The sequence below is a fragment of the Acinetobacter gerneri DSM 14967 = CIP 107464 = MTCC 9824 genome, from assembly GCF_000368565.1.
In the GTDB taxonomy this organism is placed as follows: domain Bacteria; phylum Pseudomonadota; class Gammaproteobacteria; order Pseudomonadales; family Moraxellaceae; genus Acinetobacter; species Acinetobacter gerneri.
Genome location: NZ_KB849549.1, coordinates 451,035 through 472,823, shown reverse-complemented (window position 1 = coordinate 472,823; position 21,789 = coordinate 451,035). Strand labels below are relative to the sequence as shown.

At 36.5% G+C, this 21,789-nt stretch carries 17 protein-coding genes; 12 read left to right on the top strand and 5 right to left on the bottom strand.

Annotation, left to right across the window (positions count from 1 at the left end):
* Positions 1–14 precede the first annotated feature (14 nt).
* Both tssA and tssH read right to left on the bottom strand, forming a co-directional pair.
* On the bottom strand, positions 15–1,124 hold the full coding sequence (gene tssA, locus F960_RS20135; RefSeq protein ID WP_004870334.1) for a type VI secretion system protein TssA: 1,110 nt from the start codon (positions 1,122–1,124) through the stop codon (positions 15–17).
* Positions 1,121–3,841, bottom strand: coding sequence for a type VI secretion system ATPase TssH (gene tssH / locus F960_RS20130; RefSeq protein ID WP_020846488.1), 2,721 nt, complete (start codon positions 3,839–3,841; stop codon positions 1,121–1,123). Before tssH ends, tssA begins: the two co-directional genes overlap by 4 nt.
* Before the next feature lie 352 nt (positions 3,842–4,193).
* Between tssH and F960_RS20125 the strand changes: the two genes are divergently transcribed.
* From F960_RS20125 to F960_RS23145, 12 genes are all read left to right on the top strand, one after another.
* On the top strand, positions 4,194–4,817 hold the full coding sequence (locus tag F960_RS20125) for a hypothetical protein (RefSeq protein WP_042073396.1): 624 nt from the start codon (positions 4,194–4,196) through the stop codon (positions 4,815–4,817).
* Positions 4,818–4,837: 20 nt separating this feature from the next.
* A complete protein-coding gene (tssB, locus tag F960_RS20120; protein ID WP_004870326.1) occupies positions 4,838–5,347 on the top strand; it encodes a type VI secretion system contractile sheath small subunit in 510 nt (169 codons plus the stop codon).
* Complete coding sequence (gene tssC / locus F960_RS20115; RefSeq protein WP_004870324.1) at positions 5,340–6,821, top strand: type VI secretion system contractile sheath large subunit; 1,482 nt, start codon at positions 5,340–5,342, stop codon at positions 6,819–6,821. Before tssB ends, tssC begins: the two co-directional genes overlap by 8 nt.
* Positions 6,822–6,867: 46 nt before the next feature.
* Positions 6,868–7,371 (top strand): Hcp family type VI secretion system effector, encoded by a 504-nt coding sequence (locus F960_RS20110; protein WP_004870321.1) that lies wholly within the window; start codon positions 6,868–6,870, stop codon positions 7,369–7,371.
* A 69-nt stretch (positions 7,372–7,440) separates the two neighbouring features.
* Positions 7,441–7,914, top strand: a complete 474-nt coding sequence (gene tssE / locus F960_RS20105) for a type VI secretion system baseplate subunit TssE (RefSeq protein ID WP_004870319.1) — start codon at positions 7,441–7,443, stop codon at positions 7,912–7,914.
* A 14-nt stretch (positions 7,915–7,928) separates the two neighbouring features.
* On the top strand, positions 7,929–9,734 hold the full coding sequence (gene tssF / locus F960_RS20100; RefSeq protein ID WP_004870317.1) for a type VI secretion system baseplate subunit TssF: 1,806 nt from the start codon (positions 7,929–7,931) through the stop codon (positions 9,732–9,734).
* Positions 9,698–10,684: a type VI secretion system baseplate subunit TssG gene (gene tssG / locus F960_RS20095; RefSeq protein ID WP_004870315.1), complete on the top strand. Its 987-nt coding sequence runs from the start codon at positions 9,698–9,700 to the stop codon at positions 10,682–10,684. Before tssF ends, tssG begins: the two co-directional genes overlap by 37 nt.
* Positions 10,685–10,690: 6 nt before the next feature.
* Positions 10,691–12,052 (top strand): hypothetical protein, encoded by a 1,362-nt coding sequence (locus F960_RS20090; protein ID WP_004870313.1) that lies wholly within the window; start codon positions 10,691–10,693, stop codon positions 12,050–12,052.
* Positions 12,053–12,109: 57 nt separating this feature from the next.
* A complete protein-coding gene (gene tssM / locus F960_RS20085; protein WP_004870311.1) occupies positions 12,110–16,036 on the top strand; it encodes a type VI secretion system membrane subunit TssM in 3,927 nt (1,308 codons plus the stop codon).
* Positions 16,037–16,070: 34 nt separating this feature from the next.
* Complete coding sequence (tagF, locus tag F960_RS20080) at positions 16,071–17,030, top strand: type VI secretion system-associated protein TagF (protein ID WP_004870309.1); 960 nt, start codon at positions 16,071–16,073, stop codon at positions 17,028–17,030.
* Positions 17,031–17,033: 3 nt separating this feature from the next.
* Complete coding sequence (locus F960_RS20075; protein ID WP_004870306.1) at positions 17,034–17,801, top strand: OmpA family protein; 768 nt, start codon at positions 17,034–17,036, stop codon at positions 17,799–17,801.
* 109 nt (positions 17,802–17,910) lie between these two features.
* Positions 17,911–18,033: a hypothetical protein gene (locus F960_RS23145; protein ID WP_004870304.1), complete on the top strand. Its 123-nt coding sequence runs from the start codon at positions 17,911–17,913 to the stop codon at positions 18,031–18,033.
* A 288-nt stretch (positions 18,034–18,321) separates the two neighbouring features.
* On the opposite strand, the gene F960_RS20070 is transcribed toward F960_RS23145, so the two are convergent.
* The 3 genes from F960_RS20070 to fmt form a co-directional block, all read right to left on the bottom strand.
* The gene (locus F960_RS20070) at positions 18,322–18,867 is read right to left on the bottom strand and encodes an NADPH-dependent FMN reductase (protein WP_004870303.1); all 546 of its coding nucleotides are present in this window, start codon (positions 18,865–18,867) and stop codon (positions 18,322–18,324) included.
* A 312-nt stretch (positions 18,868–19,179) separates the two neighbouring features.
* Positions 19,180–20,499: a 16S rRNA (cytosine(967)-C(5))-methyltransferase RsmB gene (gene rsmB, locus F960_RS20065; protein WP_004870302.1), complete on the bottom strand. Its 1,320-nt coding sequence runs from the start codon at positions 20,497–20,499 to the stop codon at positions 19,180–19,182.
* Positions 20,496–21,455: a methionyl-tRNA formyltransferase gene (gene fmt / locus F960_RS20060; protein WP_004870301.1), complete on the bottom strand. Its 960-nt coding sequence runs from the start codon at positions 21,453–21,455 to the stop codon at positions 20,496–20,498. Before fmt ends, rsmB begins: the two co-directional genes overlap by 4 nt.
* Positions 21,456–21,789: the final 334 nt, after the last annotated feature.

Below are 21,789 nucleotides of genomic sequence, written 5' to 3'. Positions count from 1 at the left end.
ATTTTACCAATAATTTAATCTTCATTATTTTCTGAAACACCCAACAATTCTTGAATATTTTCTAGTGGGTTATCATGCTTGATGACTTGGCTAAGCCATTCATGTAGAGGAATTTGGCTCCACTTGATGGTTTTTTTCAACATATAGCTGACAGGGCTATAAGGCTCATTTATTTGAAAATAATGAGAAATTTCACTTAAAATTTGCATTGCTTGTTGTCGATTTTGAATATGGTTTTGTGTGTTGGCTTGAAAAGTAGGAAGCGTTGACTCAACAGCTTGAACTGAGGCTTGTATTTTTATGGCATTAGTGTCACATGCTGTATTTTCTGAGATTTCAGGCTGAATAGGCATATTTGAGAGTGAAGAATTTTGTGTATCAACTTTATAAATTTTCTTTAAATAGAGTTGTATACTTTCAAATTGTGAGTCAATTTGTGCAAAACTAGGTGCTTCTAATTCCATTAATTGATCTAAAACTTGTTTGATTATTTCCCATTGTTCTAAAAATAATTGAAAGTTTTGATATTGCTGTTTTTGAAAACTTTTTGCTGTAGATGCAAGTAATTGTTCAAAATCATCCAGAGCATTGCTATGTTCTATTTCATTTGAATCTTCCGCATTTTTTCGGCGATTATTTTGTTGATATAGAAAATTTTCATAATCCAGTAAAGTATAAAAAGGTTGCCGATCAATCAAAGGAACGGAACGAACCAAAGTAGGTAATTGGTTTAACAATCCCTGTAATAGTCCTAAACGTTGATCTAGATCATCATCTTCCAATTCAGGATGAATCTTAAGCCAATATTGTTCAAGCAAACGATAAGAGAGCTCAATTGCTTTAGCTAAACCTTCGAAGCCATAGAGATGTGACCAAGCCTCAGTTAACCAAGTCAGTAGGCGGATGTCCTTACTACGATGGCTCATTAAATCAATGATTTTATTTGAGACAAATCCCCAATCAGCTTGTTTCGGTTCAGAAACCCAATCACCTTGATCTAAAAGAGGATCATCTTGGGTTCGTGCTTTTTTTATTTCATGAAATTCATTGGAAAATGATAAGTCTTCGCCACACATGGTTTCTGTAGAAATGGGCTGAAGTAGGGCTTCAATATCGACATTCATCGTTCAGTCTCCAATTCTGCTGGATTTTTTGCATTGTCCTTGGTTTTTTTAGTTGTTTTATTATTTTCAGTCTTTTTAACTTTTTGTTCTGATGGATCAAGAACAAAAATCATTTCATCATCTTGGATGTCAATTTGAATGATTTTTGGGAGTTGTTGTTCGCTTAAAGCCACTAATATTTTTGTAGCCAAAGCGGGGAGTACTGAAGAATTTAAAATATGATCAATATTACGAGCGCCACTATCAACTTCTGTGCAACGGCTTAAGATTAATTCAATTAAATCAGATTGATAATGAATATCTATAGCATATTGAGTTTTGATCCGTTGTATTATTTTCGCCAATTTATATTCAATAATTTGCGCTAGTAAATCATCATGCAATGGAAAATAAGGCACAACTTGCATACGACCTAAAAATGCAGGTTTAAACTGTTTATATAAATGTGGCTTAATGACATCGAGTATCGCATTGTGGTCTGGCCATTCTTCTAAAGGCTGATTCAGACATGCCTGCATAATGGAACTTGAGCCAGCATTGGATGTGAGAAGAATAATGGTGTTTTTAAAATCTATGACTCGTCCTTCACCATCTTCAAGCATCCCTTTATCGAAAACTTGATAAAAAAGTTCCTGTACATCGCTATGCGCTTTTTCAATTTCATCGAGTAAAACCACGCTATAGGGATTGCGTCTCACAGCTTCTGTCAGTACACCACCTTGACCATATCCTACATAACCCGGCGGTGCACCCTTGAGAGAGGACACGGTATGGGCTTCTTGGTATTCAGACATATTGACTGTAATTAAATGCGATTCGCCACCATAAAGCTCCTGTGAGAGCGCAAGAGCTGTTTCAGTTTTACCTACACCACTTGGTCCAACGAGAAAAAATACACCTTGCGGTTTATTTGGGTCTTCCAATTTTGCACGCGAGGTTTTAATACCTTGAACGATATGCTCAAGTGCAGTGTCTTGCCCCATGATCCGTTCAGCTAATTTATTTTTTAGATTGAGGATTTGTTTGATTTGATCATTTTGCATTTTCCCAACAGGAATACCTGTCCAATCAGAAATAATTTCATTGATCATTTGGGCTGAAACACGCTCAAAGACAAGCGGAATTGAACCTTGCAATTGTTTTAATTGATCGAGTAATGTTAAAACTTGCGTCGAATTTTCAGTATTTTCAGCGAAATCTTGCTGTTCAAGTGCTTTGATTTGATGAATGATTTCGAGCTCTTTTTGCCATTGCTGTTCAGTGGCTAAAATTTCTGTATTTAATTCATCAAGTTTTTCAGCTAAATCTTTTAAACGGCTTTGGTGTAGCGTTTGGTTGAGATGTTCATTACGTAAGATTTGAATTTCCAAATTCAGATTGTGTCGTTGTGCTTGCAGTTGATCGAGTTTCACTGGTTGGGCATTTTGCGTTAAAGCAACTCGAGCTGAGGCAGTATCAAGGACACTAATGGCTTTGTCTGGCAGTTGACGCCCACTGATATAGCGATGAGAAGACTGTACTGCGGTTACGATTGCTTCATCATCAATGAGTAAATTGAAATGCTTTTGCATGATGGGATGCATGGCACGTAGCATATCAATAGCAACTTCTTCAGTAGGTTCTTCTACTTTGACAACCTGAAATCGGCGACTCAATGCTGCATCTTTTTCAAAATATTGCTTATATTCAGCCCAAGTGGTGGCTGCAATGGTTCTCAGTTCACCCCGAGCCAAAGCGGGTTTAAGTAGGTTGGCTGCATCATTTTGTCCAGCTTGACCACCTGCACCAATCAAGGTATGAGCTTCATCTATAAAGATAATAATAGGTTGTAATGAGCTTTGAACCTCTTTAATGACTTGCTTCAGCCGATTTTCAAACTCACCTTTAACACTCGCACCTGCTTGTAAAAGTCCCATATCAAGTACATGGAGTTGAACATTTTTAAGTGATTCAGGGACTTGTTCAGCCGCGATTTTAAGTGCTAAACCTTCAACAACAGCTGTTTTTCCTACACCTGGCTCTCCTGTCAAAATTGGATTGTTTTGTCTGCGGCGCATTAAAATATCAATCATTAAACGAATTTCAAATTCACGTCCGATCACAGGATCAATACCACCATTTTGGGCTTTTTCAGTGAGATTGATGGTGTATTGATTTAATGCAGGTGTTTGCAGTTCAGAGGTATTGGAATTAAGTGCCGAATCAATCGATATTTCATCTTTTAAATTAGTTTCAGATTCATGTTCTTCACTTGCTTTACAAAGTTCTAAATACTTATGCTTGATTGTATCTATTGGATATAAATCAAAGACTTTTGAAGCACGAATAGCATGTTGATAAAGATCAGGTGCTGTCAGTAAAGCAATCAATAAATGACTACTTCTAATACTTGGAATATGTTCTGCTGAGGCTAATAACCATGCTTGTTCTAGGAGTTTAACGATTGATTTTGCAAAAATAGGTGTACGGCTATTTCCTTTGGGCAATTCTGAGATTGTTTTATTTAAATCTTCAACCAGTAATGGAAGTGAAATTTTATATTTATTTGATAATATTTTAATATCATTATTATTGTTAGATTTTATTAATTCATAAAGAAAATGCTCTATTTCTATCTCATAATTTTGTTGAGAAATACAGAAATTTGCAGAACTTTCTAATGCATTTTTGGTTATTTTAGAAAGCTTGGTTATTAATATTTTGAGATTACTCATCATTTTTCTCTTTAATATGTGATTATATTAACAATTGAGCATTTAACTATGAATCAATGTTTGGTTTTGATATAAAATGTTTTAAATCAATAATATTTTTAATATATTGATGAAGCTCTAAAATATTCTACAGAAAAGAATTTAAAATAAAATATTGAATATTTACATATTGCGAATATTTATTTGATATTAAAAACAGAATAAAATATTTTTCCAAAATAAATCTTTTTAACTTGACTTTGCTATGCGTTTTTTAGTTAAATTTTTAATCAAAATCAATTAAACAATTATTTTGATAATTAGTTAGTAAAATTTTAAATATGTGTAAGTTATTATGAAAATAAGGGGAATGGTTTTGAATAAGAAACTGATTTATCCATTGTTAATATCGGGATTATTATTGAGCCAGTTAACAAATGCGAATGATCCAGAGATTAAATTAAAAAGAAGTTGTATAAAAGCCAACCCACTTATTGAGGGCGAAACAGATTCGGAACTATTGAGTATATATCAACGAATTTGCGATAAAAAAAATACTGAAGAAAAAAGTGATTTACTGATTCAAGCAGCTAATCGCTTTCAGCAAATAGATAACTATATTAAATCAATGATTTTGATTGATTATTTACAGAAACAAAATGTAAATACGCCAATGCTGACTGATGTGAAATTTTTGTTAGGAGTCAATCTGGCACGTTCATCTCTGACCAAAATGAGGATGAATGAAGCACGTTATTTAAACAATGACCTAACTTATCCAGCAGCAAAAGCATTTGTTGAATTGTATCGAACATCAGTACCTGCGGAAGAAATGGTCAAAGCTAAACCTGATGATTTTAGAATTAAGCCGGCTGTAAGTCCTAAACCAAAAGTGCAAAGAGAACAGCCAAAAAAACAGACTCAAAAGAAACAAGTGAAAACGAGACCAGAAAAAAAAGCTGAACCAGCAAAACCAAAGACTCCATTTGCGGGATTTTAATATTTTAGGATTTTTTAAATATGGCAAAACGAGAAAGCGTACAGAAAAAATTACAACGTATTCGTCCACCACGAGTTCAATTAACTTACGATGTTGAGATTGGTGATGGCAAAGAAATTAAAGAATTACCATTTGTTGTTGGGGTTTTAGGGGATTTTTCTGCTGCATCTGAAATTGAAAAAACCAAGTTGAAAGATAAAAAATTCATCAATGTAGATCTCGAAAATATTGATGAGGTTATGGAGTCTTTATCTCCCCGTGCCAATTTCCAAGTTGAAAATACTTTGACAGAGGAGAGGGGGCGTATGTCTGTAGATTTAACTTTTAAATCTATGGAAGATTTTCGTCCTGAAAATGTGGTTCAACAAGTTGATCCTCTTCGAAAATTGGTTGAAGCACGCGAGCGATTGACAGATTTAAGAAATAAAATCTCAAATAGTGAACGCTTAGAAGATCTTTTGGATGATGTTTTAAAAAATACAGACCAAGTTCGCAAAATGAGTGAAGAAGCGGGAGCTGATGATGAATAATTTACAAGCGACCGAAACTCAACAAAATACCACTGCTGAAGTGGGGTTATTGGATTCAATCGTTGAACAAAGTCGTATTGCACGCAATGAAGATGAGCATGATCGTGCTAAAAACTTGATCGGTGAACTTGCCCGTGAGGTCATGGCTGGGACGATCGTTATTTCAGAAAATATGACTTTGTCACTGGACAAACGTATCGCTGAAATAGACGATATGATTTCTCAGCAATTAAGTAAAATCATGCACAATGCTGAATTTCAAAAAATTGAATCCACTTGGCGTGGTTTATATTATTTTTGCCAAGAAACGCCATCCAATCCTCTGATTAAAATTCGTATGTTAAATACGACTAAAAAAGAATTAATTAAAGACTTTCAAGGTGCGACTGACTTCGATCAAAGTAGTCTTTTTAAGAAAATCTATGAAGAGGAATATGGCTCATTTGGTGGGGCACCTTATGCCACGCTCATTGGTGATTTCGAGTTTGATCGAACTCCTTCTGATATGTATTTACTGGAACAAATTTCTCATGTTGCAGCAGCTGCACATGCGCCATTTATTTCAGCAGCATGCTCAAATATGTTGGGATTGGAGTCATTTACAGACATTGACCGCCCTCGTGATGTTTCGAAAATATTTGAAACGGCAGAGTACGTTCAATGGCGTTCATTCCGTGAAAGCGATGATGCGCGTTATGTTGCTTTGACCATGCCGAGAGTATTGGGACGTTTGCCATATCATCCTAAAGAAGGGACTGCGACAGAAGGTTTCAATTTTGTAGAAGAAGTTTCTGGTCAAAATCATAATGAATATCTTTGGATGAATGCTTCTTATGCATTTGGTACACGATTGACCAATGCATTTGATATGCACGGTTGGTGTGCTGCTATTCGTGGTGTAGAGGGCGGTGGATTGGTCGAAGGTTTGCCTGTGCACACATTTAAAACCAATGATGGTGAGGTTGCTTTTAAATGTCCAACCGAAATTGCCATTACGGATCGCCGTGAAAAAGAACTCAGCGATCTTGGTTTTATTCCTTTGGTGCATTGTAAAAATACAGATTATGCAGCATTTTTCGGTGCGCAATCTTCGCAAAAACCGAAAAAATATGACAGTGATTCAGCCAATGCAAACTCGGCATTATCCAGCCAAATTCAATACATTATGGCAGTTTCTCGGATCGCACATTATTTAAAAGCTATGATGCGAGATAAGGTGGGGAGTTTTGCATCTGCGGGTAATGTAGAAGCATTTTTAAATGAGTGGTTATCTCAATACGTGTTACTAGATGATGGGGCATCACAAGAAGCGAAAGCACAATATCCGCTTCGTGAAGCATCAGTAAAAGTTGTAGAAAACCCTGCGGAACCGGGTCACTACAAGTCGGTGGTTTTTTTAAGACCACATTTTCAACTAGATGAGTTATCCGTTTCTTTAAGGCTGGTGACTGAGTTACCACAGTCTTCAAATTAATAAAAACTCAGCTAAATAATAACTTTAAATAATTAGGAAAAACCTGATGAAAGATATATACGTTCAGTTTCGTGGGAAATATAAAGTTGATGGAGAATCTCGAGACTCTGAGCATAAAGATTGGTTAGAAGTAAACTCTTGGGCTCATAATATTCGTCAACCAAAATCAGCAACTTCTTCAAGCGTCGGTGGTCATACTGCTGAGCGTGTTGAACATGCAGATATGATTTTTGTCAAAGATTTAGATGCAACTAGTCCAAAGCTTTGGGAAGCATGTTCTGCAGGCTATACATTTGATGAAGTTCAAATTGATTATTACCGTGCAAATGGTGATAAACGTATCAAATATTTACAAATCAAATTAAAACACGTTTTGGTATCGAGCGTTGTACCTGCTGTTAATGAAGAAGGTGTACCAACTGAATCTTTTGGTCTGAAATATGCTGCGGTTGAGTGGACATATAACCAACAAGATATTGATGGTACACAAAAAGGTGCTGTTACGAAGAAATGGTCTCTTTCTAATAACACTGCATCTTATTCAGCGTAATCAATATGATGTGATTTTAGGTAAGGGATAACGAAATGTTAGCCCTTATCTCATTAAGAAATAATGAAAATGAATTTAGATCATTTATATCCATTTGGTTTTAGATCAACTTTATTTGATCGATTAATACCTGAGTCTGAGCATACTCAGGGACTATCTATACAAGAATTACGTGAATCTGTTGCTCATGATTTAGAAGATTTGTTGAATAGTCGAGTCGCAAAACTTGATGATGTTATTGAAGATTTTCCTGAAGTAAAAAAGTCAATTATTCAATTTGGCATTATTGATTTTGTGGGTCTTTCAACGGCAAATCCAATGGATCGAGAGAAAATTTGCCAATCCATTGAAAAATCCATTTCAGCGCATGAACCACGCTTACGGCAAATAAAAGTAGAAATGTTGATGAATGAACAAAATGTGGGAGCGCTCTGTCTCAGTATTCAGGCTTATTTGAATATCCATCCTTTATACGAGCCAGTGATTTTTGATGCATTGCTTAAGCCTACGACTCAACAATATGTAATTTCAGCAAGAACATAAAATAGGGGGTTGCTATGATTGATGATTTATTACCCTATTATGAAAAGCAATTGCAGGAATTTGGACAACAATCACGTGAGTTTGCTCAAAAATATCCAAAACTTGCACAGCGTTTATCTTTGAATCAAGAGCAAATTGACGATCCACATATTGAGCGATTGATTCAAGCATTTTCACTGATAGCAGCTCGAATAGATAAAAAACTTGCTGATAGTTATGAGATGTTTACACGGTCAATTTTTGAGGTCATGTTTCCTCAATATTTACGACATTTTCCTGCGTGTTCGATCATTAGTTTTGAAGATATGAACAAGCAAAAGAAATTGACCGAAGCATTGATTATTGAGCCAAAAGAGGTCTTACGTTCAAAAAGCTTTAAAAATGTGCAATGTGAATTTGCGACGACCAGAGCAGTTCATTTACTGCCAATTCAACTGATCAATCTAGAATTTGTAACCAATCCTAGCTCGCATATTCACATGAATCAGAATGCAACCTTGAGTTTTGGATTTGAAATATTTAATAAAACGAATGCGATTTTAGTGGCAGAAAAATTGCCGATTTATTTGGATGCGATTTCCAATTTTCCGTTACAAGTTTTGGATGCGATCTTTAAGCAAGGAACCACTTTTAGTATTAAAACAGCTAAAAAAAATTTTGAAATCCTCAATCCTTTTGACATTATTGGATTTGAAGAAAATCAAAGCCTATTGCCTATAGATCAGCATACCCATCATGCCTATCGTATGTTGATGGAGTATTTTTGTTTTGCTGATAAGTTTAGTTATCTCAATCTGGATCTCGGCTTTTTAAAGCACTTAAAAGATCAGTCCACTTTTGAGTTGAATATTCATTTAAAATTGAATTTGAATGATCAAACAATTGTTCGAAATTATTCAGAATTAAATGTCGCAAACTTTAAACTTTTTACTTGTCCAGTTGTTAATTTATTTGAAAAACAGGCAGAGCCGCAGAAAATAAATCATAAACAACTTGAATATCCTTTGCTCGCAGATGCGCAACATCCAGAATTATTCCGAGTATATTCGGTCATTAATATGGAAATGGTCCGAGAAAAAACCAATAAAGAGCAAATTTCTACGCAAATCCATCCTTTTTTTGCGATGAGCCATTATCGTGGCGATGACGCCAACTTTTTTTATGCCTTAAATCCGATTCAATATGCCAATCAACATATTGCCTCTGGCTACTCTATTATTTCTAAAAGATTGAATCCTTACGAGATTAAGTCTGATTTTATTAGTACCCGATTACTCTGTTCCAATGGTGATTTGCCAAATGAAGCTTTGGCTCAAAGTCATGATAGTTTGACTTTAAAAGATGCAAATACTGCAAGAGAGGTTGTGGTATTGAAGCGTCCAAATGCCAGTTTTCAGTTTGAGCGAAATATGAAAGAACAGTGGAGAATTATTTCACACTTGTCATTGAATACTTTGGCACTGATGAAGGGGGATGCTCTAAGCCATATTAAAGAACTATTAGAACTCTATAATCTTCCAAAAACGAAAGAGAATCATCAGATTATCAATTCAATACGTGAAATTGATTTTAGTGTTGATACCAAATTGATCGAAAAGAAACCATTTCCTATGTTTATAAGAGGGGTCAAAGTGAGCATTAAAATGGATGCTCAAATCTTTCGTGGGCATAGTTTATATATTTTTAGTCAATTGCTTAGCCATATTTTTAGCTTAAAAGTACAGCTCAATAGTTTTGTTCATTTGAGCATTTTAGATTCAAATACAGATCAGGAGTTATACCAATGCATTCAGAACATTGGTGGCAAAAAGCCTCTGTAATTGATGAATTATTTATTCAACCTAGCAGCTTTGAGTTTTTTCAATCTGTTCGTTTGTTGCGACATAAAAGTTCACAAAAATATACACGCTATTGGGCGAAAGAATATCGTTTTGATAGTTCGCTGAATTTAAATTTTCCAATTTCTGAGATTGAATCGCTTGAACTTGATGATGATAAAATTCGAATAAAAAATTTGATCGTTGGTTTGACGGGGCTGCAAGGAGCGATGCCCTATACTTATACCAATAAGGTTAAACAAGCACCACGTAAATATCGGATTGAAACCCAAGAATTTTTAAGTCTTTTCAATCATAAGTTGGTGAGTCAATTTTTAGAGGCGAGTTTTAATTATAATTTGCCAATACAATATGAAATTTCACATGAAAATCATTATCTTGATATTTTGCATGCCTTGTGTGGCTATGTCAGTTCCCAACATCAACAAAATGATTTAGATCATTATTTTGCAGAATTTTCAGGGCTAATGCAGGGGCAAAATAATACTGCCCATGCTTTAAAAACCATGTTGAGTTGTATTTTTAATGAAAATATCGAAATAGAACAATATATTGAAGAAAAATATTATTTAGAGTTGAGCCAAAGAACCTGTATAGGACAGGCACGCCCCAGTTTATTGGGGATCAATTGTTTTTGTGGTGAGTCGATTAAACAACTTGATGGCAAGATTGAAATCCGTATAGGGCCTTTAACTTATAAGGCTTATTTGGATTTTTTGCCTGGACATCAGTCTAATCAAAAGCTCAAAAAAATATTATCGAGTTGGTGTGATCCAACCTTAGTTATTGATGTAAGGCTAGTTTTAGCCAAAGAAGAAATACAAGCGATCCAATTGAGTGATCATTCGAAAGTCGGTTTATCACGAGGCGCATTTTTAATGCCGTTTAAAACTCATGATAACAGTGAAACTTTACATAATATTTTGGGGTAGCCTTTGATGGTTAAAAAAGTGATTGCGTTATTTTTTAGCATATTATGTGCAGTTTCGTTGATCATGATTTTCTATTGGAAAGATAGTCATTTTGATCCCAATTTAAAAGATTTGTTGATCTATTTTATTTGTATTCCTTTGCTGTTGACGGCATTGGTCATTTTGCCATTTATTGCGATTGCGCAGTACAATAAATATCAAAAAAACAAGCAAGAACAATTGGATAAAAAACAAATTGAGCCAGCCGTAGTCGAACAAAAAAAGCCAATAGAATGGATAAATTTAAACTTATATTCGACTTCGCTTCAACATGCTTTGGGTGAAAATGAAGCTATTTTTCAGAATTTTTCAGGAGGTATTTCGGCCCAATTGGATGCTTTGTTAAGTGAGAATTTACAGGCAGGGATCTTGTCTTATCGTATTGAGGAATTGGATCAGGCTTTAGATGAACAACGACAAAATAATGCCATTTATCGTATAAATCACATGATCTTAAATCAGTTGGAGCTGAATCAAGAAGCATTGATTGTGATTGCAGATCAGTTGAAGCAGTCGGCATTATTTTATGATAGTCAGCAAGCCTACGCATATAAGATGCATCCTAAATGGATTGATCCCAATGCTGCATCTGAAGAGATGGATACGCCACCAGCAAAACCGATGCAACGCTTAAATTATTTGAATATTCATATATTTTTATCGAAACAGATTCAATCCATTTGGGATGAGTCTACTTGTTCTGAAGAAATTGAAATGTTTATCGACAATCTTGGCATTATTTCACAACAGCTTAGAATTCATTTTCATTATTTTGATAGCCAAAATAGCTATTTGGCTTTGCTTGATTTATTTATGCATATTGCTCACCAAAATCATGAAGTCAGTTTGTTGGTCGTTGCGGATTCTGAAATTGATGAACAGATTTTAACGACTAAATTTGAGATTGAGCACTATATTCCATCCGAGTTTTCAAGTAGTTGTTGTCTAAGCCATGAGTCTGTCACTTTAGATGAATTAGAACCGATTCAAACTTTACAGTTGGCTTTAAATGAATCGCAATTTGCTCAGGTTTTAAAAGAATTGCAGCTCGATGATGATGAGTTATATGAGCATGATTCGCCGTTTATTGTTGTTTCTAATGATGTTTTTAATATTAAAAATCAAAAGATATTAGCTCAAAATTTTGCAGATACTGCGATTGCGTCACAGCATTTTATCTATGGCTCTTTATTTTTAGGGCATTCCCAAGATTTGGCAGAAATATTTGGATTTATGTTGGGGACACATCTTTCTGGGGAAAATTTCACCTCGGTTTATAACACTAAAAATCCTTCAGCACAGCTTTTACTGCGCCCATTTAGTGCTTGAACATATTTGTAATTATTAATTTGTTTGATTTTTATAAAATTTATATAAGAGAATATAATGTATACGATTATAGGTTACCTCTGGCAATATATCACCAATCCTAAGGCAATTATTGCATTATCATTATTTGTGGCTTTGTTGTCGTCTTATAATTCTATTCCACGTCCATTATTTTTTGCTTTGGCAGTCAGTTATTTTGTGGGTTTGCTGAGTTATATTATTTATAGTCTGATTAAAAGAAGAAAGCACGCCAAACAAGGTGAAGAGTTGGTTGATGCGATTAGTAAAGATACCGAAGCTGAAACGACTGATCATAAAGATAAAGAAGAATTACAACTGATCAATCAACAAATCAAAGAATCGATTCAAATGATTCGCAAGTCAAAACTTGGCGATAAAAAGGGCAATGCTGCCTTATATGAATTGCCTTGGTATATGGTGATTGGCAACCCAGCAGCGGGGAAAAGTTCAGCCATTTATAATTCAGGACTCAAGTTTCCTTTTGAAGAATCACATCAAAAAGTGGTGTCCTCAGGCCTAAGTGGTACGCGTAATTGTGATTGGTTTTTCTCTACGGAAGGGATTTTACTGGATACCGCTGGGCGTTATTCAGTCTATGCCGAGGACCATGATGAATGGATTGGTTTTTTAAATATATTAAAGAAAAATCGCAGTAAAGCACCGATTAATGGTCTGATTTTAATCGTGAGTATTGCTGAATTGGTCAGCCAAAGCCCTGAAAAGACTTTGAAATTGGCGAAAAATTTGCGAGCACGTATTCAAGATTTGACAGAACGATTAGAAGTCTTTGCACCTGTATATTTGATTTTCTCAAAAATGGATCTTATCGCAGGGTTTACTGAGTTTTTTGAATGCTATGAAGATCAAGAGTTTGACCAAGTTTGGGGAGCTACATTGGCATATAAGCCTGAAGAAAATATCAGTGCTTTGGACTTATTCGAGCAACATTACAATATTTTATATGACGGTTTAAAAGGTGTTAGTACTACGCATTTAAGTCGCCGTCATGCGCAAAATATTTCTCCTAGTGTGATGACATTTCCTCTTGAATTTAAAACCTTAAAGCCGATTTTAAAAACATTTATTGGTAGTTTATTTGAGGAAAATCCATTTCAGTTTAAGCCCGTATTTCGTGGATTTTATTTTACCAGTGCTCTACAAGAAGGCACGATTGAAAGCCCGATGACGGAGCAAATTGCAGAAGAATTCCGTCTTGCAAAAATTCCAAATAGTGAATTTGGTATTCCCAAAAATTCGATTGCGCAAAATCATGGCTATTTCTTAAAAGGATTATTTTCCGAGGTTATTTTAAAAGATAAAAACTTGGTCAAACAACATATCAACCCAAAGCGTAAAAGACAGCGTTATCTCGTATTTATTGTTTCTTTGCTGACAGTTTCTATGGTTTTGGGCTTGTGGCTTTGGTCGTATCGTAATAATCAACAGTTAATCGCGGATGTTCAAAAAGATCTACAAAAAGTTGTGCAAATGCAAAAAACATCAGGGCAAGAACTGTCTACTCAATTGGATGCTTTATTGATTTTGCAGCAACGCCTAGTTCAGTTGGATGAGTATGATCGTCATCGTCCTTTACCGTTTATGTTTGGATTGTATGAGGGTAAGGCGATACGTGAGCAGTTAAAGGCTGAGTATTTAAAAGGAATTCGCCAGATTATTTTGTCACCGACCCAGCAAAATATCGCGCAATATTTACAGCGTGTTAAAAATAATCAAGAAATATTGAAGGCAAATCATGTCAATGTTGAGATCCAGCAAACGGCACAAAATAAGACACAGCAATATTTAGAAGCCTCAGATACCAATCCGCAAGATGCTTACAATGCACTCAAGGCATATCTGATGATGAGTAATCCTCAGTATATGGATGCGAGTCATTTGAGTGATCAGGTTACACGTTTTTGGCGATCTTGGTTGGATGCCAATCGGGGGCAAATGCCTCGCGATCAAATGATTAGAAAAGCAGAAGAAGTACTTTCTTATGCGATGACTCTGGCAAATGATCCAAAATTTCCGATTTTAGAATCGGATGCACAATTGGTGGATCAGGTACGTCAAGTACTGCTTTCTGTGGTCCGAGGAATGCCTGCGCGGGATCGTGTTTATAATGAAATTAAAATGCGCGCGACAGTACGTTATCCTGCGTTAACAGTGGCACAGATTGTCGGGGATAAAAATAAAACCGTTGTTCTGGGTGGCTATGCATTGCCCGGTATCTTTACTCAAAAAGCGTGGGATGAATATATTTCTCAAGCCATTGATGAAGTGACTAATAAGCCAACTGATTCTAAAGATTGGGTTTTAAATAGTGCGCAATCTGATGATTTGACTTTTAGTGGTAGTCCAGATCAGATCCGCAAACAATTGGTGCAATTGTATAAGCAAGAATATATTGCTGAATGGAAAAAATTTATCAATGCTGTTCACTATGCCAAAGGCGAGGACTTCGCCCAACAGGCAAAAGTGATTGATATTTTAGGCGAACCGCAAAATTCACCCATTCGAACCTTGCTAGAGCGCATCGCTCAAGAAACCAGTTGGGACAATCCTGTGGTTCAAGCCGAATTGGCAACTCCGAAAAAAGGTATCGTGGCTTGGTTTAAACGCGTGATTTTAAGGCAAGGTACCAAAGATGCAACTGAACGTGCGATGACACAGGCTCAAGGTCCGATCGCTCAAGAGTTTCAGGCATTTTATCAATTGGTTCGCAAACGTGATGATCAGCAAAATAAATCACTACTAGATGAGTATTTGAATGATTTATCTCAGGTTCGCAGTAAATTTAATGATTTAAAAAATGCAGGTGATATTGGTCCAAATGCTGTGGCTTTGGTCAAACTGACTCTAAATGAACAAACGTCTGTTTTTAATAATACGCAAAAAATCGTCGATGAAAAATTGACTATAGGTTTAAATGAAGCCGATCGAATTTCAATGCAAAAATTATTGATTAGTCCATTAATTCAATCTTTTGAAAGTTTACTTGCTCCTGCTCAAAATGAAATTAATAAACTTTGGAATATTCAGGCTTTTCAACCTTATCAACAAACCCTAAGCCAAAAATTCCCATTTAATACTTCGGCATCGGTACAAGCAACCAGCAACGAAATTAGCCAAATTTTTGGTGAAAATGGCAGTATTGCACGCTTTGTCAAAGAAACGTTGGACCCATTTATTATCCGTCGTGGATATACGCTAAGCTCGAAAACTTGGAAAGATCAGGGGCTAAGTTTAAATCCGCAGTTTGTTGTAAATTTCCAAAATTATGTTGCTCCAGCCAATGGTGTTGCAACAGGTGAGATCAATCAAGCACCAACTGCCACTGTGGCAAATCAATCGAATTTCCAATTTTTCCCCGTACAAAATCCGCAGTTATTGTCCTATAGCATCGAGATTGATGGGCAAAAAATGGCTTATGAAAATGGCTTACAGCAATGGGTCAATTTTGTATGGCCAAATCCTTCAGCGATACCGGGGGCTAGGATTACGGTGGTGGATTTGGAAGGGCAAACGCATACCATCTTTGATGAGCCAGGTGAATATGGCATTAACCGTTTGATTGATTCTGCTAAACGAAAACCATTGAATGGCAACTTTGAGCTGACATGGGTCAATCCACAAAAACCGACGTTATTTGTACGGGTCAATTTTAGATTGATCAGTGGCAATACCTCGACCACGATGGGGGCGGGTCGTGGTTATTCAGGCTTACAACTGGTGGACAGTGTGTTGAGCAGTAAGCCTTCACAAGTCGTGCCTGCTGGGCAAGTTCCAGCAAATGCACAAGATGCAGCACATCCAAATACGGCTCAGGTGGCTCAAGCTTCCCAAGTGAATCCAGCAACAAATCCGAATCCAACACAAGCAAACCCAGCCAGTAGCAATCGGGGCGTGACAACTCCAACAATTGCAGTACTTTCTGCCATGCCACGAGGTACGCCATGATGATCCAATTCCTTTTTGCATTGGAGGCTTATCCATGAAGCAGATCCAAACCACACCTCTGTACTATGGCAAAAGCCCTGCACGCGGTGATTTTTTGAAAATAAAAGGGCAGCACAGCTTGATCCAAGTGATTGACCAATGGATCACTGAAGCTTTAGAACAGGCGATGAAATCTCCAGACTTTGATCGCACGTATCAGTCTTTGCCTTCTTTAGATTTTTTTATTGCAAACCCTGTTGAGCATTTATTTTTGGTGGCGAATTTGATCACCAGTGAGGATAGTTCAGGTCGACATTTCCCAATGGTTTTGGGGCATTTACTGGAAGTTGATGCGCCATTAAAAAATCTGCTGTATGCGCCGTATCGACATAAGGCCGCTTTATTAGAATTATTTTTAAAAAATCGCGTGATTCGGAGCATCCGTGATTCAGATATTTTGATGGAAAAATTGGGGAAAATTGGTCATGAAATTCAAATTTTGACAGATGAAGAATGTCAGGATTTTTATGAAAGTTACACGTTATTTTCCTTTGCAAAACTGATGAATTTAACGGCTTATGAATTGGCGCAAAGCATGATTGGTCTAGGGCTATTGCTTCAGCCTGTATTACAACATGGCACCTCAAAGCTAAATAAAGTGCTGATTTTGCCGATTAATAATGCAAATTATTGTTATGAAATCGCTGCATTTTGGGTCAGTTTAATCGGTCGATTTATATCAAAACATGATACAGAAGTGCTGATTGGTATATTGCATTTTGATGAACCTGTGCTGCTTTTTGGCTTTCAGGGTGCTGATATTTTGGCATTAAGCGACATTTTCATCCAAAAAATGGATTCTGAGCGTTGGGTTTCTTTGCTAGAGGCACAGTGGATTGACCGTTATTTAGAACAAAATGCGGGGCTTGCTGCTTTAGAACAAGGCTTATGTGAGCGGCAATTGAGCCTCAATCAGGCGATGAAATTGTTCCGTCAAACATTTATAGATGATTAGAAAATGAAAAAGAAACAATATATAAATTACTTGAAATATATCACTTTGATTTTAACTTTAGCGGGTGGTAGTGGGGTCTTTGCTGCACCTATAGTCATTGAAGGCGTGGTTCCAAATGATGCCAGTAAACAGGCAATTTTGATGAAAATGCGTTTGGTATATGGCGCTGATCAAGTGGTCGATAAGATACAAATTCGCCCAGTGTCCGCACCAAATGGTTGGAGTGATTCGGTTACACAGTTGATCCAAAATGATCTTAAGAAAATATCTCAAGGTAAATTGACCGTTCGTGGTACTCAAGTTGATCTAACCGGAAAGCTTGCTAATCCTACAGAAATTCAAGCAATGCAAAATTTATATCAAAGTTTGGTTGCTGCGCCATATCGTTTTAATAGCCAGTTCAGTGCAAATCAGGCAGAGCAACAACTACTCGATGACACTTTAAAAAATCGAATCATTGAATTTGAATCAGGTAGTGCAGTACTCACAGCTACAGGTATGCAGATTTTAAATGAAATGGCGAGTGCGCTAAATCGAGTTCAAGCTAAAAATGTCAAAATCATTGGACATACGGATAATCAAGGTCAGGCAGATAAAAATATGCAGTTGAGTTTGCAACGTGCTGAAACGGTCAAACAATATCTAATCGCAAAAAATATAGATAAAAATCGTCTTTCAACGCAGGGCTTAGGTGCGAGTAAAGCAGTTGCTGACAATGCAACAGCAGAAGGGCGCAAGAAAAATCGTCGCATAGAATTTGAGGTGCTTTAGTTCAATCCGAAAATGCTTATTTTGCTAAATAATGATGCATGCTTTGCAATAGCCACGCTGATCATGCGCTATATAATGAAAGTGTTGGTCTAATTGGGGAGTTGTATTTATGTATAGAAATATCATGTTGAGCGCTGTGAAATACAATCCAACACATGATGAAAACGAAGAAGATCAATTTGAAGTGAGCAATGATGATGATCTAGATGATGATTTTATCGATGATGAATAATTTGATGAAAGAGCAATAGATTTAGACATCGATAAACTTTAGACATCAATAAACGCTAGACATTAAAAAAGCTCAGGCATCCATACCTGAGCTTTTTTGTATTTATGTCGTGGTATGACTCCTGTCGTACCATGCGTCCTGCATTTATATCCTATTATTTTTGTTTTTTATTTCTGGAAACATCCTATTTCCTGATGAAGCTAATATAAAAATTTATCCGCTTTGCTCATAGTGGCATTGCACGACAGTATTTGTAAGCTAGAGCTTACAACATGCTTTTGCTCAAATTTATATTTTTACAGCATAGCGTTGCAATTTATCTAAAGCAGCTTTCAATGCTTTTTGATCAAACTCATTTCCTTCAAAATTTTCTGCTTTGCCACGTTGCCCCATGTCACGAATTTCAATAATGGCATTGGAATCAATCATGCCCAAAAAAGTACAAATTTGTTTAATTTGATCAATCGAACGTGAGCCGTTGGTTCCGCCGTAGCTTGCAATAGCAACAGGTTTGGCTTTCCATTCTTGATAGACAAAATCTAAGGCATTTTTTAAAGCTGGACTATAGCCATGATTATACTCTGGACTAATTAAAATAAAGGCATCTGCTTTGGCAATTTGCTCCGCCCATTGTTGTTGTTTGGGTTGATCGTAGATCCCGCTGGCAGGGGAATGAGCACCTGCAAAAATGGGTAAATCCCATTCTTTCAAATCAACAATTTCGACTTGGACATCTTTGAGCTCAAAACTTTGGATGGCACTGAGCATCCATTTTGCAACTTTAATCGCCACGCGACCTTCACGGATACTTCCAACAATAATTTGAATATTCATTATTTTTTTGACTCGGATAGTTTAAAAAAGTGTTAAAGCTATTCGCCTGTGTTCATCAGTTGATTTTGAATGAAGCACATTTATGTTTTGAAAATCATGAGAAATTTCATTTGTTTTTAATTAAACGGATTCTGATGTATTTGAATAGTATGAATTTGTAATTTGTTTTGAAGCAGTGAGTTTTGTGCAGTTTTAAATTTATAAAGAGCAAGATAATTTTTTTTGAAGTTTATTTTATTTGGGGTGTTTTGGATATTTAAGCCTGCTGTGAAAGATCAAAACAGGCTTAAATATAATGTCTAAATCACGGGATTAGTCCGCAATTTTTTGGATTTTACAATAATAGAAACCATCGCCTTGTGCTGTTTGAGGCAAAAGTTGACGACCATGGGTTTGTTCTATTCCCCAATCAGCTTCAATTTTAATTTCTTTGGCATTGCTGTGCGTTTGGAAAAATTCCTGCATTTGGCTTTCATTTTCAGCTTTTAAAATAGAGCATGTGATGTAAAGCAATGTTCCACCCACTTTAAGCTCTTGCCATAAATGATCCAAAATTTGCTTCTGCAAGGCAACAGTCTGAGCAATATCTGAAGATAGACGAAGCAGGCGAATATCTGGATGACGACGCATTACACCAATCGCAGAACATGGCGCATCAAGCACGATACAATCCAGTGCATCTTTGCTTTGCCAAGTTGTTGCATCGGCTGCAATAATTTCGACAGGGGATCTTTCTGTCAGATCCAATCGCTCCAAATTTTCTGAAACACGTAGCAAACGCTTTGGATCTTGATCGAGCGCGATCATTTTTTTCACATTATATTTTTCAAGTAAATGTGCAGTTTTGCCACCCGGAGCAGCGCAGGCATCAAGCACAACTTGATCATTTAAATCTGGAACGAGACTAGCACAAAGCTGTGCATGTTCATCTTGGACAGAGAACCAGCCTTGCTCAAAACCAGGTAAGGCAGTGATTTGCACTGCTTGTTCCAAGATGATACCCACATCTGAAATCGCACATTGCTGACATGCAATCTCTTGGGCTTTGAGTTTATTTAAATAAGCTTCACGGCTGATTTTTCGGGTATTTACACGTAAAGTCAGTGGCGCAATTTGTTTGAGATTTTCACATAATTGTTCAAGTTGTTCAGGCCAATCACGTTTCAAACGTTTGTATAACCAACTTGGTAAACCATGTGCTGCTTTGAGTTGGGCTTTGTATTGTTCTGTTCCACGTGAAACATTACGTAAAATCGCATTGACGACACCAGCCAAAGCTTCATAGCCCAATTGCTTGGTTGCATCTACTGTTTCTGAAATTACAGCATGTGCAGGTACACGAGTGCAAAGCAATTGATATAAACCGACGTATAAACAGCTTTCAACAGTTTCATTGTTTAAAGGCTTGGTGAGCAATGGTAACGCGATAGATTTGAGTGCATACCATTGACGCAAAGTGCCCATCAATATTTCATGGAACAATGCACGATCACGTTCATTGACTTGATCAATTTGGTGCCCTAAAACGCTAGCGAGTGATTGACCTTGTTGTACGATTAATAAGGTTTTAACGATTTGTGCGCGTAAGTTTAGCTTTTTGTTAGCTAAATTGGGTTGTGTAGACTGACTCATAATACCTGCCCAATTTCGAGTTTTTGTGCTTGCATGACTTGAACGGCATTTAATGCCTTACCGCCTGGCCATTGTAAGCTGGTTAAACAAATGGCGTGTTGATCTCCACAAGCGACATGTACGCCGTGTTTATTGATCAATAAAATCGTACCTGCTGTGGCATTTTGAGCATTTTCACTTGAAAGCTCACAGTTCCAAATACGCAAATTTTGATTTTCATCGAGTGGGGTAAATGCGACAGGCCAAGGATTGAAGGCGCGAATATTGCGATCAATTTCTAGGGCTGATTTGCTCCAATCAACTTGAGCTTCGGCTTTTGATAATTTGTGTGCGTAAACTGCAAGTGCATCATCTTGAACTTCACGAGCATCTAAATATTGTTGTAATGATTGCTCTGTTTTTAATACTTCACAGATGGCTTCGGCACCTTGATCTGCCAATTTATCATGCAAGCTTGCACTGGTATCGTGTGCTTCGATCGGGCAAAGCGTTTTGAGCATCATATCACCAGTATCTAAGCCTGCCGCCATTTTCATGATGGTCACACCTGTTTGAGCATCACCAGTTGCAATTGCTCTTTGGATCGGAGCCGCGCCACGCCAGCGAGGAAGCAGTGATCCGTGGATATTGAGACAACCATATTTAGGCATATCCAAAATGGCTTGAGGCAAAATCAAACCATAAGCCGCCACCACCATAATATCGGCATTTAAAGCAGCAAGTTCTTGTTGTGCTGCCAAACCTTCTTCTGTTGAGGCTTTGAAATGTAATGGTTGATAAACCTTTAAATCGTGATCTAAAGCCAATTGTTTCACTGCTGAAGGGCTAAGTTTTTGACCACGTCCTGCTTTTCGATCAGGTTGGGTATAGACTGCGACGATTTCATGATCAGTCTGAATGAGTGCTTTTAGGGCGACTGCTGCAAATTCTGGGGTGCCTGCAAAAATAATTTTCAAGAGCAAAACTCAAAATAAAGATTGTTCTTATTATAGCAAATTATGCTGCTCTCCATTTGTGGGAAATTTAGTACAGAAATAAAAAAATTATGCGTATTGTTTATGTAAAAGTTGATAATAATTCTCTTTTAGGGTGATTAATAAACAAAATGTCTAAAAATTAATCTTTATTGTGAAGATTAAATTAATATTAAAAATAATTAAAACAATAAAAATAATTCATATAATATTGTTTTTTATTGATATATTTTAACATTATTGGTTATAAGTTGATAATAATCATATATTGAAACTTAACTGTGAATCCATCTAGTTAAAATACAAAAAATGTTAA